The following is a 12648-nucleotide window of genomic DNA, read 5'->3' as shown; positions in this document are numbered from 1 at the left end:
TCGTCACGGGTGCTTGCATGACGAACCCCCGGCGGCGGCGCCTCAGCCCATGTACGGGTAGCGGTAGTCCGTCGGCGGGTCGAAGGTCTCCTTGATCGACCGCTGGCTGGTCCACCGCATCAGGTTCTGCGGGGCGCCGGCCTTGTCGTTGGTGCCCGAGGCACGCGCGCCTCCGAAGGGCTGCTGCCCGACGACGGCACCGGTCGGCTTGTCGTTGATGTAGAAGTTGCCGGCCGCGAAGCGCAGCTCCTTGCGGGTCCACGCGATCGCGGAGCGGTCCTGGGCGATCACGGCGCCGGTGAGGGCGTACGGCGCGAAGGACTCCATCTGGTGCACGACCCGCTCGTAGCGGGAGTCGTCGAAGACGTGGACGGCGAGGATCGGACCGAAGTACTCGTCCTTGAACATCTGGTCGGTCGGGTCGGTCGACTGCACGATCGTCGGCCGCACGAAGTAGCCGACGGAGTCGTCGAGCTGGCCGCCCGCGAGGGTCGTGAGGTGCTTGTTGGCGCGCACGCGGCTGAGCGCCTTCTTGTGCTTGGCGAACGCCCGGTCGTCGATCACCGCGCCCATGAAGTTGGACAGGTCGGTGACGTCACCCATCGCGATCGCCTCGGTCTCCGAGACCAGGTCGTCCTTCATCTTGTCCCAGACCGACTTGGCGACGTAGGCCCGCGAGGCGGCAGAGCACTTCTGGCCCTGGAACTCGAACGCGCCGCGGATCATGGCCGTTCGCAGCACGTCGGGGTCGGCGCTCGGGTGGGCGACGATGAAGTCCTTGCCGCCGGTCTCGCCGACGATCCGGGGGTAGGAGCGGTAGCCGGAGATGTTCTCCCCCACCGTGCGCCACAGGTGCTGGAAGGTCGGCGTCGAGCCGGTGAAGTGGATCCCGGCCAGGTCGGGGTGGGTGAGCGCGACCTTGGAGACGTCGAGGCCGTCGCCGGGGAGCATGTTGATGACGCCCGGCGGCATCCCCGCCTCCTCGAGCAGCTCCATCGTCAGCGACGCGGCGAGCTGCTGGGTCGGGCTGGGCTTCCAGACGACCGTGTTCCCCATCAAGGCCGGGGCCGTCGGCAGGTTGCCGGCGATGGCGGTGAAGTTGAACGGCGTGATCGCGTAGACGAAGCCCTCGAGCGGACGGTGGTCGGTGCGGTTCCAGATGCCTCGGCTGTTGGCGATCGGCTGCTCGGCCAGGATCTGCTTGGCGTAGTGGACGTTGAAGCGCCAGAAGTCGATGAGCTCGCACGCGGAGTCGATCTCGGCCTGGAACGCGGTCTTGGACTGGCCGAGCATGGTCGCGGCGTTGATCCGCTGACGCCACGGGCCCGCCAGCAGGTCGGCGGCCTTGAGGATGATCGCGCACCGCTCGTCGACCGGCATCGCCCGCCACATCGGGGCCGCGTCGAGGGCGGCCTTGACCGCGGCCTCGGCGTCCTTGGTGGTGGAGTTCTTGAAGGTGCCCAGCACGTGCTGGTGGTCGTGCGGCTGCACGACGGTCATCTCGGCGCCGCCGCCGTTGCGCTTGCGACCGTTGACGTGGGCGCGGAGCGTGTGCTGGCGGCGCTCGAGCCGCTCGAGCTCGGCGAGCAGGGACTCCCGCTCGGGGCTGCCGGGGGCGTAGGTCAGGTTCGGCTCGTTCACCGGAGCCGGCGGGGTGGTGATGGCGTCCATGGGGCCGACCCTAGCCGCCGCCGACGCCCCCGATGAGGTCCGGGATCTCCTGGGTCGCGAACCACGCCAGGTCGTCCTCGGGATCGGCGCCGGCCGGACGGTCCTCGGTGTCGCTGTGGACCGACACCACCAGCCGCATCGGGACCGCTGCCCCGGGCTCCGGCACCTCGGCGACCAGCACCACGCGTCGGCCGTCCGGCGGCGCGAGCTCCGCCGAGGCTGCGGCCGCGGTCATCAGCGCGTCGTACTCGCTGTCCTCGTCGTCGCCCTCGGGCTCGACGTGGTCGGTCCCTGCAGGCACCTCGCCCGCGGCGTGGAAAGCGGCCAGCCCCGCGAGGGTGGTCGGCACGTAGACGCGGACGCTCACGGCTCGACCCGCTTGGACGGACGGCGCCGACCGCGAGGGGCGCGGCCGCGCGACCCGGACGCGGCGTCGACCAGCTCGTCGAGCGCGTCGGTGACACACTGCCCGAGGAGCTCCGCGTCGGGCAGCAGGTCGCGGTCGGCGGTGATGCCGTAGAACACCCCGCCGTCGTACGACGTCACGCCGATGGCCAGCGCGTGGCCGGGCAGCAGCGGGTGGACCGGGTAGGTCTCGGTCATCCGGGCGCCCGCGGCGTAGAGCGGCGACTGCGGGCCCGGGACGTTGGTGACCGCGACCGCGAACCCGCGCCGCAGCTCCTCGGCCGCCACCCTGGCACCCAGGGCGTGGAAGGTGGCCGGCGCGAAGCCCGAGATCCCGGCCAGCCGGTCGGCGGCCACGCCGCGGCCGGTGTCCTTGTGGGCCTGGAAGGAGTACGACACCTGGTGCAGCCGGACCACGGCGCTGGGCTCCCCCACCGGCAGGTCGACCCAGTGCGGCGCGATCTGGGTGCCGAGGGAGGTCGCCTCGAGCTCCTCGTCGATGACCGAGACCGGTGCCACGGCGCGGACCCGGCGCACGCCCGACAGCGACTCCTGGCGGGTCATCAGCCAGCCGCGCAGCGCCCCGGTGACGGTCGCGAGGATCACGTCGTTGACGCTCCCCCCGCAGGCCTCCCGCACCTTGCGGTGGGCGGCCAGGTCGGTCCGGACCGTGACGACCCGCCGCTGCTGCGAGAGCTCGCCGGCCAGCGGCGACTCCGCGACGGGGCGGCGGTTGGCGAGGGCACCGGCGACGCGGCCGACGCGGTCGGCGGCCCCGCCGACGGTGCGCAGCGCGGACGCCGAGTTGGCACGCACCGTGTCCCAGACCAGGCGCGGATCGTGGAGCGCGTCTGAGACCGCCTCGGTCACGAGGCCGATCGGCGTGGGTGCCCGCTCCGGTCGCCACTCGTCACGACCCAGCGACGTCGGCTCCGGGCTGGTGTCGAGCAGCACCTGGCCGAGGTCGACCGTGTCGATCCCGTCGACCAGGGCGAGGTGCGACTTCCAGAGGACGGCGACCCGCCCGTCGGCGAGCCCCTCGACGACGTAGACCTCCCAGAGCGGCCGGCCCTGGTCGAGCGGGCGCGACACGATCCGGGCGACGAGCTCTCGCAGCTGGTCCATGCTGCCCGGACGGGGCAGCGCCGACCGGCGTACGTGGTAGGCGAGGTCGAAGTCGCGGTCGTCGACCCAGACGGGGGTGGCGAGCCGTCCGGGGACGGTCTGGACCCGGCAGCGGTAGCGCGGGACGAAGGAGATCCGCTCCTCGATCAGTGCCACCAGCCGGTCGTGGTCGAAGCCGGTGTCGCCCGGGTCGAAGATCTCGACCGTCGCGTGGTGCATCGGCGTCGCCGCCGTCTCGTCGGCGAGCAGGGCCAGGTCGCGCGGCCGCAACCGTTGGCTCATGCGACGTCCCTCCCGCCCCTCGGCACCGTTGACGCGGGGTGCGTGTCCGCGGACTTGCTCAACGTGGGATTCTGGCAGAGGTGACGACCCGGTGGCGTCGCCGCCCCGAACCGAGAGGAACCCGATCGTGCGTCGAGCCGCACTGGCCCTGACCGCCTTGCTGACCGTCCTCGCCACCACGGCGTGCGGCGACGACCCGGAGGCCGAGCAGCAGTCGGGCCCCGAGAGCATCGAGATCACGATCGAGGACGGCGAGAGCTCGCCCGTGCAGCGCGTCGACGTGGAGGCCGGCGAGGAGATCGAGATCGTGGTCAAGGCCGACGAGCCGGGCACCCTCCACGTGCACTCAGACCCCGAGGACGAGCTCGACTACACGGCCGGGACCACCACCCTGAGCCTCAGCATCGACCAGCCGGGCGTGGTCGAGGTGGAGTCGCACGAGCTGGAGACCCAGGTCCTGCAGCTCGAAGTCCGCTGAGGTGGACGACGACCTGACCCTGGCCCACGGGCTGGGTGGTCCCGCCGACCTGCCGATCCCACCGGAGCTCGCGATCGCCGGCGCGGTCGCGGCCCTCGTGGTGTCCTTCACGGTGCTGGCCGTCGCCTGGCGCAAGCCCCGCTACGACGAGGCGACCAGCGGCCGCCCCGCCCCCGCGTGGCTCGCCCGCGTCGTCGACTCCCCCGGCTTCCGGATCGGTCTGCGTGCCTTCGGGCTGCTCGCGGCGGCGTACGTCGCGGTCGCCGCCGTCCTGGGGCCCGACCTCCTCACGAACCCGGTCTTCGGGATCTTCTACGTCTGGTGGTGGGTCGGGCTGGTGCCGGCCTCGGTGCTGCTGGGCCCCGTGTGGCGCGCCATCAGCCCGGTCCGCAGCATCAACGCGGGCTTCGCCCGCCTCACCGGCAGCGATCCCGACCGCGGCCTCTACGACTACCCGGCGCGGCTCGGCTACTGGCCGGCGGCGCTCGGCCTGCTCGCGTTCGTGTGGCTGGAGCTGGTCTACCCCTACTCCACCGAGCTCGGCCCCGTCCGCCTCTGGCTGGCGGTGTACGTCGCGCTGATGCTGCTCGGGGGCGCGCTGTTCGGATCGTCGTTCTACGAGCGCGGCGACCCGTTCGAGGTCTACTCCTCCCTCTGCGCCAAGCTCTCCGTGTGGGGTCGCCGCGACGGCCTGCTCGTGGTGCGCAGCCCGCTGGCCAACCTCGACACGGTGCGCGTACGGCCGGGCCTGGTCGCGGTCGTGGGCGTGCTGTTCGGCAGCACGGCCTTCGACTCCTTCCGTGAGTCGATCGCCTTCCTGCGGTTCGTGCAGGAGTCCAGCGCCTCCGCCACGACCATCGGGACGCTCACGCTCGTCGGCTTCTGCGCGGGGGTCTCGCTCGTGCTCGTCGCGGGCTCGATGGCGACCGGGGTCGCACCCGGCACCGACCGGCGGCAGCTGCCCGGACTCTTCGCCCACTCGGTGGTGCCGATCGTCGTGGGCTACATCGTCGCCCACTACCTCAACTACTTCGTGGCCCTCGGGTGGCAGACGCTCATCGACGTCAGCGACCCGCTCGGCACCGGCGCCAACCTCCTCGGCACCGCCGACCTGGCGCCCATCACCTGGCTCGGGTCGAACCAGACACTGCTCGCCTCGCTCAAGGTCGCCGCGGTCGTGCTGGGCCACGTCGTCGGGGTGGTCGCCGCGCACGACCGGGCCATCAAGGTGCTGCCGCCGCGCCACCAGCTGACCGGCCAGCTCCCCATGCTGGCGGCGATGATCGCCTTCACGGTCGGCGGTCTCTACCTGCTCTTCGCCGCCTGAGGCGGGACCACGCTCGCGGCGAGGGCGGCGAGCGCCCGGGTCAGCCCCGAGTCGCCGACCTCCTGGAGCGTCCGGCCCGCCACCAGCGCCCGGTCGACGGTCGCCCGGTCCTCGGGCAGGAAGTGGACCCGCTCTGCGGGGACCAGCCCGCCGAGCATCCCGACGATGTCGCGCTCCGCCCACCCCAGCGTCGGACGCATCCGGTTGACCACGACGTACGTCGACGTCGGCGCGACCACCTCGCCCAGCTCGACGAGCCCCCGCGCCAGACGCGAGAGGCCCACCGGGTCGGCACTGCCGACGACCACCACCTCGTCGGCCACCGCCAGCGCCTCGAGGGTCATCAGGTTGCGGCCGGGCCGGGCACCCACCTGGTCGAGCGCAGGCTCGTCCTCGAGGCAGAAGCCGGTGTCGACGACGACCTGGCCGTGTCGCCGGGCCACCTCGAGCAGGCCCTCGACGACGCCGCGACGGATCTCGACCCACCGGTCGGCCCGCGGGAGCCCGGTCACGACGCTGAGCCGGTGGTCGAGCGAGCGCTGGACGCCGGCGAACCGCTCCGCGAGCTGGCCGCCGACGACCATCCGGGCGGCCGCGAGCAGGCCGGAGACCTCGTCGACGATGCCGAGCTGTTGGGCGACGGCGCCACCCCAGGGGTCGCCGTCCACGAGGATCGTGCGGTGCCGGCGGCCGAGCTCGGCCGCCACGCCGACGGCCACCGTCGTCCGGCCGGGGCCACCCGCCGGCCCCCACACGGCGGTGACGCGGCCGGGGCGCGCGGTCGGGGCGACCGCCTCGCCGTCCAGCGAGGCGTCGCCCTGCCCCGGCTGGTCCTCCGCCGTCACCGCCTCGGCCAGCCCTTCGAGCGCCTCCTGCCGGACGATGCTGCGGATCCCGGTCCGGCCGGCGGCCAGGGTGGCGGCGTCGGCGTCCGGGCCCGCGGGAGTGACGGCCACGGGACGTACGCCGTGGGCGCGGAGGTGGTCGACGGCGGCAGCGTCGAGGCCGGGGGCGTCCACCCCCACGACAGCCACGTCGGCCTGGCCGGCCGAGGCCGTCGCCAACAGGTCGGCGACGTCGACACATCGCTTGAGGACCACCACGTCGGGGCGCTCACCCAGCAGTGCCAGGGCCGGGGACTCCCACCCCGCGCCGGCGGCGAGCACCAGGACCACGACCACCGGCTCAGCCCCTCGCGAGGACGGTGACCGTCGGCGCCTGGAGCCGCGCCAGCAGGCCGAACCAGCGGTCGGCCTCCTCCTGGCTGACCGCCAGCACCAGCTGCTGGTCACCGGTGAGCTCGTCGGCGGCCGGTGCGGTCACCACCGCGACCTCGGCCAGCGCTGCCTCCGCGCACCCGGAGCACCGCCCGTCGGAGCGGAGGTAGACGTCGACGACCGATCCCGCGCCCACGTCGGGCGGGACGGCGCCCGGCGGCACGGTCACGGGGAGCTGCAGCACCCCGGCCTCCTGGCTGGTCCCGGTGGCCGACCGCGCGAGCAGCTCGCCCCCGCCGACGCCCTGGACCAGCCGCAGGTCGGCCGGCAGCGCCCGGTCGGCCGCGAAGTAGAGGGAGAGGTCGGCCGGATCGACGAACCGGACCCGACGGGCGACGAGGTCCTCGGGGCCCACCTCGTCCCCGGCGGCCATGTCGCCCACCGCGGCCCAGACCGGCACCGACTCGTCGGCCGCGGCCAGCAGCCGGGACCCGGCCACCACGGACAGCACGACGATGAGCACACCGATCCAGAGCCGAGGGTCGCGCCAGCCCGGCGTGGTGGCGCGGGTGGCGGCAGGCGGCGTCGACGTCGTGAGGTCCCCGAGACTGGTCACCGGGACATCATGGACCGGAAGCGGGCCGGGGGCACGCCGTTCTCCACAGGGAGGGCGGCCCAGCCTGTCCGCGACCCTGCCGGTGGTGCCACCATGGGGTCATGCCCGGTGCGCCCCGCTTCCTCACCCTGGCCGACGTGGCGGAGGTCCTCAACACCTCCAGCGCACAGGTCTACGCCCTGGTGCGACGCGGCGACCTCCCGGCGATCAAGATCGGCGGCCGCGGCCAGTGGCGGGTCGAGGCCAACCAGCTCGAGGACTACATCACCCGGATGTACGCCGAGACCCGCGACTTCGTCAGCAGCCACCCCTTCGTCGATCCCGAGGGGCAGCCGATCGAGGCGGAGGACGGCCCGGCGGTGCCCTAGGAGACGGGCCTAGCCGGTCTCGGCGCCGAGCGTCACCGAGACGACCTGCTCGTCGCCGTCGCGGGTGAGCGTGAAGTCGATGGTCTCGCCCGGCTGGTAGGACCGGATCGCCACGATGAGGCTGATCCCGTCGGTCACGCGCTGGCCGTTGACCTCGGTGACGACGTCCCCCTCCTGCAGTCCGCTGGCCTCGGCCGGGGTGTCGGCGAGCACCTGGTCGATCCGGGCACCGTTGACGTTGCTCTCGCCCCCCGTCTGGACCTGTGCGCCGATCACCGGGTAGCGGGCCTCCCCGGTCCGGAGGATCTGGTCGGCCGTGACCCGGACCTGCTCGATCGGGATCGCGAAGCCGACCCCGATGTTGCCGGAGCGACCACCGAGGGCGCTGCCGGTCGTGGCGATGGCGCTGTTGACGCCGACCACCTGGCCCTGCAGGTTGACCAGCGGCCCCCCGGAGTTGCCCGGGTTGATGGCCGCGTCGGTCTGGACCGCGTTGATGTAGGAGGAGTCGTTGGCCGAGTCGCCGGTCGTGACCGGCCGGTTGAGGGCGCTGACGATGCCCGAGGTGACGGTGGAGCTGAGGCCCAGCGGCGACCCGAAGGCCACGACCGACTCGCCGACGGCCAGCCTCCGGGAGGCGCCGAGGGCCGCAGGCGGGAGACCGCGCGCGTCACGGGCGTAGAGCACCGCGAGGTCGTAGACCGCGCTGCGGCCGACGACCTCGACGTCGTAGCGGTTGCCCTTGTCGTCGACGACCTGGATCAGGCCGTCGTTCTCGTCGGCCTGCTGGACGACGTGGTTGTTGGTGATGATGTGGCCCTGCCGGTCCAGCACGAAGCCGGAGCCCGTGGCGCCGCCCTCGGCTCCGTCGTACTCGGCGAGGATCTGGACCGTGCTCGGGAGCAGCTGGTCGGCGACGGCGACGAGCGAGCGGTTGCCGCCGGCGAGGGGTGCGTCCTCACGGGTCTGGACGCCCTGGAGGCCGTCGCTCACGGTGCCGGGACCGAGGCTGTCGAGGTCGTCGACCAGGACCGCCCCGCCGATGCCGCCGAGCAGGCCGATCACCAGCGCGAGCCCTGCGACCGCGGGCCAGACCCAGCCGGCGACGCGGCTGCCGCCCTGGGGCGTGGCGAGCGGCTGGGTCGGAGGCGCCTGCCAGTGCCCCGGAGGGGCCTGGTGGACGGGCGGCAGCCAGGACGCGCCCGCGGAGGGGGTACGCACGATCGGCTGCGTGGGCTCGCCGGCATCGGACGGGTCCGCCCGGTGCTGGCCCTCGTGGTGGTCGCTCACCCGCACAGTCTCCCCCAGGGGCGGTGACATGCCCAACCGCGGATCTGCGAGGTGGCGCCCACGGCCCGGCGCCCCGGGAGACCTACTCCTGCGGCGTGAGGGCGCCGCCCCGCTCGGGCACGGGCACCCGCACCGGTGCCGGCCGGGGCGCGTCGGTGCCGACGCCCGACAGGTTGGTCACCGGGGCCCGGCGGTCGGGGGCCGGGGCGTCCGGCCCCGTCACCAGGCCGAACGCGAGCACGCCCAGCACGGCGACGCCGGCGGCGGAGCCGCCGAGCACGGCGAGACCGGGCCGCCGCCGGGGGTCCTCGAGCAGCGACGGCTCGGGACCGGTGGCCCCGGGACCGACCAGCAGCGCTCCCTTGAGGTGGGACGGCGCGCACGCGCCGCCGCCGAGGCCGGCGAGGCGGCTCTTGACCCAGCCCTCGCGCTCGACCGCGTCGCGGCAGACGTGGCACAGGTGGACGTGGCTCCAGGCCCGTTCTGCCTCCGTCGCGGACAGCTGCCCGTCGAGCAGGGCGCTGACCCGGGTGCCGAGGTGGCCCATCACGACGCCCCCTCCGCGGCCAGCGACGGTCCGGAGTAGCGCACCCGGCCCGCGGCCGGTGCCCGGTGGGCGAGCGCCCGTCGGAGCATCGCGCGGCCGCGGTGGATCCGGGACCGCACGGTGCCGAGCTTGGCGTCGAGGATGTCGGCGATCTCCTCGTACGTCAGCCCCTCGACGTCGCACAGCACCACGGCGGCGCGGAACTCGGGCGGGAGCGACGCGAGCGCCTGCTCCACGTCGTCGTCGAACATCCGGTCGGCGACGGCCGAGTCGGGCGCCGGTCCGGGGCTGCGCAGGAGGCCGGCCCGCTCGTCGGAGAGCGCATCGAAGCGGATCCGCTGCTTGCGGCGCGCCTGGTCGAGGAAGAGGTTGGTGGTGATGCGGTGCAGCCAACCCTCGAAGGTGCCGGGCGTGTAGGTGTCGAGGCTGCGAAACACCCGGACGAAGACCTCCTGGGTGAGGTCCTCGGCGTCGAACCTGTTGCCGGTGAGCCGGTAGGCCAGCCGGTAGACGCGGTCGGAGTGGCGCTCGACCACCTCGTCCCAGGTCGGGACGGGGTCGGGACCCTTCTCGGGTGACTCCATGGGCGTGACCTTCGAGGTGAACAGCGGTGGACTCCTCAGGCTAGGACCAGGTTCTGAGAGCAACCTGTGAGTGGCGACGCCCTCCCCAACGAGCCGCGGGCGGCGCGTGTTCCCGGCAGCACGCGATAGGGTCGTGACCGCTCGACCGCGCCCCCGGGCGCCCTACCCAGGAGGCCACCATCACCAGCCCGATCAAGCCCGCCAGTTGGTCCTACGCGGAGGCCTTCGTCGGAGAGGACGAGGTCCTGGCTGCCGCCCGGTCGCGCGCCGAGGAGGTGGGGGTCGCCCCCATCGGTCCCGGCGGTGGCGCCGCGCTGCAGTTCCTCGCCTCCGTGCTCGAGGCGCGGGCCGTGGTCGAGATCGGGACCGGTACCGGCGTGTCCGGGCTGTGGCTGCTGCGGGGCATGCGTGCCGACGGCATCCTCACCACGGTCGACATCGAGGCCGAGCACCAGCGCCTGGCCAAGCAGTCCTTCAGCGAGGCCGGCATCGCCTCGCAGCGGGCCCGCACCATCCCCGGCGCGGCGCTCGACGTGCTGCCGCGGCTGACCGACGGCCACTACGACCTCGTCTTCTGCGACGGCGACAAGACCGAGTACGGCGCCTACCTCACCGAGGCGCTGCGGCTGCTGCGCCCCGGCGGCGTGGTGGCCTTCGACAACGCCCTCTGGCACGACCGCGTGGCCGACCCGGCCCAGCGCGACGAGGAGACCGTGGCCATCCGCGAGCTCGGGAAGCAGGTCGCCGAGGACGACGACCTGGTCGCGGTGCTGCTGCCGGTGGGCGACGGGCTGCTGGCGGCCAAGAAGGTCTGGACGCCCGAGGCGGGCGACTGAGCCTCGCGAGGCGTCAGAAGCGGCTGGCGGCCCGGAACCCGTCCTGGCCCTCGGCCACGGCCACGACGTCGCACTCCTCGATGAGGATCGGCGGGCTGCCGATGATCTTCGAGCCCGGCGCCTCCGGCGCGCCCTGGGCGAAGGTGCGCTGGAACTCGGCGCGCTCCTCGTCGCCGGCGAAGACGTAGCAACCCTCGAACCACTGGCCCGGCCGCATCCGCCAGGTCTTGAAGTGCAGTCCGCCCATGCCGGTGAAGCGGGCGTGCGAGCTGTCGGCGACGTACGCCTCGAGCTCCGCCGCGACGTCGTCACCGGCGTCCTCGAGGGACCAGCGCACGGTGAGCCCCTTCACCGGACGACCCCGTCGAGCGGGTCGGGCCCGGTGAGCCACCCGAGCAGGACGCGGGCGCCGAACCCGGTGGGGCCGGCCGTCCACTCGTGGCGGTCGCTCGGGGCGTCGCCGACCGAGGCGACGTCGAGGTGCGCCCAGGGGACCTGGCCGACGAAGTGCTGGAGGAAGAGCGCCGCGCTGATCGCCCCGGCGTGCTTGGGGCCGTTGTCGGCGTCGGCGACCTTCGACTCGAGGTACTGCTCGTAGTCGCCGACCAGCGGGAAGCGCCACAACGGCTCCCCCGCCTGGTCCCCGGCCTCGCGCAGCACGTCCGCGAGCCCGTCGCGGTTGGCGAAGAACCCGCCGACGCTCTGCCCGAGCGCGACCTTCATGGCGCCGGTGAGGGTCGCGACGTCGACCACGACAGCCGGGTCGAGCTCCGCCACGGCGTACGCGAGGGCGTCGGCCATCACCAGCCGCCCCTCGGCGTCGGTGTTGGTGACCTCGGTGGTGCGGCCGCCGTAGTGGCGGAGCACGTCGCCGGGGCGCATCGCGTCGCCACCGACGGCGTTCTCGGCCGCCGCGACCAGGCCCGTGACGCGGACCGGGCAGTCGAGGGCGGCGAGCGCGGCCAGCACGGACAGCACCACGGCGCCGCCGGTCATGTCGCGCTTCATGGTGGTCATGCCCTCGGCCGGCTTGATCGAGAGCCCGCCGGTGTCGAAGGTGATGCCCTTGCCGACCAGGACGACCCGGGGCGCCTTGCGTCCCCCGCGGGGGACGTAGTCGAGGCGGATCAGCCGGGGTGGGGTCGCCGAGGCCTGACCGACGCCGACGATGCCGCCGAACCCCTCGGCCGCCAGCCTCTTCTCGTCCCACACCGTGACGTCGAGGCCCGCCTCCTGGGCGATCTCCTCGGCCTGCTCGGCCAGCCACTGGGGGTTCTTGATGTTGGACGGGACGGTCGCGAGCATCCGGGCGCGCCAGCCCGCCCCGCCGAGGGTGATCCCGCGGTGGAGGGCGACGGCGAGGTCGGCGTCGTCGGGGAGGCCCGCCAGCACCACCTGCTCGACCGGCCGGTGCTCCGGCCCGTCGGAGCGCATGTGGAACCCGAAGGACCCCAGCGTCAGCCCGACCACGAACGCGGTCAGCCCCTCCGCGTCGCAGACCGCCGCGACCGAGGTGGCGACCGACGACCGGTCGCGGACCGCGCGGGCCAGCGCGGCTCCGGCGCGGCGGAGGTCCTGGGCGGACTGGTCACCGACACCGACGAGCAGCACCAGCCGCAGCGCGGCGTTGTCGGCCGACCCGAGCGGCACCGGGCAGGTCGTGACCTCACCGGTCCGGCCGGTGGCCTGCTGGGACTCCAGCAGGCCGAGCAGGTCGAGGTCGAGCGCCTCCGCGAGCGCGTCGGCGCCGGGCCCCAGCAGCGGTGCACCGTCGTCGGTCGCCGGGACCACCGGCAGGGCGACGACCTCGACCCCGGAGACGGCGTGCGGCGCGAGTGCGCTGAGCGCGAACTCCGGTGGCGAGACCTGGGCGGGCAGGGACAGGGGCAGGGTGTTGGGCAC

General features: G+C 73.9%; 14 protein-coding genes. 4 read left to right on the top strand and 10 right to left on the bottom strand.

The window, feature by feature from the left end; all coding sequences use genetic code 11:
- Window positions 1-42: 42 nt before the first annotated feature.
- Genes pruA through EXE57_RS16655 form a run of 3 tightly spaced genes read right to left on the bottom strand, consistent with a single transcriptional unit; the run spans window position 43 to window position 3483 of the window.
- Entirely contained in the window at window positions 43-1671 is a 1629-nt protein-coding gene (gene pruA, locus EXE57_RS16665; protein WP_135079428.1) for an L-glutamate gamma-semialdehyde dehydrogenase, read from the bottom strand.
- 10 nt (window positions 1672-1681) lie between these two features.
- Window positions 1682-2038, bottom strand: a complete 357-nt coding sequence (locus EXE57_RS16660) for a DUF6912 family protein (RefSeq protein ID WP_135079426.1) — start codon at window positions 2036-2038, stop codon at window positions 1682-1684.
- Window positions 2035-3483, bottom strand: a complete 1449-nt coding sequence (locus EXE57_RS16655; protein ID WP_135079424.1) for a WS/DGAT/MGAT family O-acyltransferase — start codon at window positions 3481-3483, stop codon at window positions 2035-2037. Before EXE57_RS16655 ends, EXE57_RS16660 begins: the two co-directional genes overlap by 4 nt.
- Window positions 3484-3610: 127 nt before the next feature.
- Between EXE57_RS16655 and EXE57_RS16650 the strand changes: the two genes are divergently transcribed.
- Window positions 3611-3961 carry a hypothetical protein gene (locus EXE57_RS16650; protein ID WP_135079422.1) on the top strand — a complete coding sequence of 117 codons (351 nt, stop codon included), beginning with the start codon at window positions 3611-3613 and terminating at the stop codon, window positions 3959-3961.
- 1 nt (window position 3962) lies between these two features.
- Window positions 3963-5288 (top strand): hypothetical protein, encoded by a 1326-nt coding sequence (locus EXE57_RS16645; RefSeq protein WP_135079420.1) that lies wholly within the window; start codon window positions 3963-3965, stop codon window positions 5286-5288.
- Here EXE57_RS16645 and EXE57_RS16640 read toward each other — a convergent pair.
- Window positions 5267-6469, bottom strand: a complete 1203-nt coding sequence (locus EXE57_RS16640) for a CpaE/TadZ family protein (RefSeq protein WP_135079417.1) — start codon at window positions 6467-6469, stop codon at window positions 5267-5269. The genes EXE57_RS16645 and EXE57_RS16640 overlap by 22 nt on opposite strands.
- A gap of 4 nt (window positions 6470-6473) precedes the next feature.
- Complete coding sequence (locus tag EXE57_RS16635; RefSeq protein WP_135079415.1) at window positions 6474-7121, bottom strand: hypothetical protein; 648 nt, start codon at window positions 7119-7121, stop codon at window positions 6474-6476.
- Between the two features lie 101 nt (window positions 7122-7222).
- Between EXE57_RS16635 and EXE57_RS16630 the strand changes: the two genes are divergently transcribed.
- On the top strand, window positions 7223-7489 hold the full coding sequence (locus tag EXE57_RS16630) for a helix-turn-helix domain-containing protein (RefSeq protein ID WP_135079413.1): 267 nt from the start codon (window positions 7223-7225) through the stop codon (window positions 7487-7489).
- Between the two features lie 9 nt (window positions 7490-7498).
- Here the strand turns inward: EXE57_RS16630 and EXE57_RS20405 are convergent, their stop codons facing one another.
- The 3 genes from EXE57_RS20405 to sigE all read right to left on the bottom strand — a co-directional run bounded on the left by EXE57_RS20405 (window position 7499) and on the right by sigE (window position 9910).
- Entirely contained in the window at window positions 7499-8779 is a 1281-nt protein-coding gene (locus EXE57_RS20405; protein WP_135079411.1) for a S1C family serine protease, read from the bottom strand.
- A gap of 82 nt (window positions 8780-8861) precedes the next feature.
- On the bottom strand, window positions 8862-9329 hold the full coding sequence (locus EXE57_RS16620) for a hypothetical protein (RefSeq protein ID WP_135079409.1): 468 nt from the start codon (window positions 9327-9329) through the stop codon (window positions 8862-8864).
- Window positions 9326-9910, bottom strand: a complete 585-nt coding sequence (sigE, locus tag EXE57_RS16615) for an RNA polymerase sigma factor SigE (RefSeq protein WP_135079407.1) — start codon at window positions 9908-9910, stop codon at window positions 9326-9328. The genes EXE57_RS16620 and sigE overlap by 4 nt, the downstream gene beginning before the upstream one ends.
- Before the next feature lie 275 nt (window positions 9911-10185).
- Here sigE and EXE57_RS16610 point away from each other — a divergent pair, with 275 nt between their 5' ends.
- Window positions 10186-10746: an O-methyltransferase gene (locus tag EXE57_RS16610; RefSeq protein ID WP_425271689.1), complete on the top strand. Its 561-nt coding sequence runs from the start codon at window positions 10186-10188 to the stop codon at window positions 10744-10746.
- 13 nt (window positions 10747-10759) lie between these two features.
- On the opposite strand, the gene EXE57_RS16605 is transcribed toward EXE57_RS16610, so the two are convergent.
- Both EXE57_RS16605 and EXE57_RS16600 read right to left on the bottom strand, forming a co-directional pair.
- On the bottom strand, window positions 10760-11083 hold the full coding sequence (locus EXE57_RS16605; RefSeq protein ID WP_244246879.1) for a hypothetical protein: 324 nt from the start codon (window positions 11081-11083) through the stop codon (window positions 10760-10762).
- An 11-nt stretch (window positions 11084-11094) separates the two neighbouring features.
- Window positions 11095-12648, bottom strand: a complete 1554-nt coding sequence (locus EXE57_RS16600) for a leucyl aminopeptidase (RefSeq protein WP_135079401.1) — start codon at window positions 12646-12648, stop codon at window positions 11095-11097.

It is taken from the genome of Nocardioides euryhalodurans (assembly GCF_004564375.1).
In the GTDB taxonomy this organism is placed as follows: domain Bacteria; phylum Actinomycetota; class Actinomycetes; order Propionibacteriales; family Nocardioidaceae; genus Nocardioides; species Nocardioides euryhalodurans.
This window is presented reverse-complemented; position numbering and strand designations above follow the sequence as displayed.

Excerpts from the sequence above, each read along its gene's own strand:
- pruA (WP_135079428.1), bottom strand. The coding sequence starts at position 1,671 with ATGGACGCCATCACCACCCCGCCGGCTCCGGTGAACGAGCCGAACCTG.
- EXE57_RS16655 (WP_135079424.1), bottom strand. The coding sequence starts at position 3,483 with ATGAGCCAACGGTTGCGGCCGCGCGACCTGGCCCTGCTCGCCGACGAG.
- EXE57_RS16630 (WP_135079413.1), top strand. The coding sequence starts at position 7,223 with ATGCCCGGTGCGCCCCGCTTCCTCACCCTGGCCGACGTGGCGGAGGTC.
- sigE (WP_135079407.1), bottom strand. The coding sequence starts at position 9,910 with ATGGAGTCACCCGAGAAGGGTCCCGACCCCGTCCCGACCTGGGACGAG.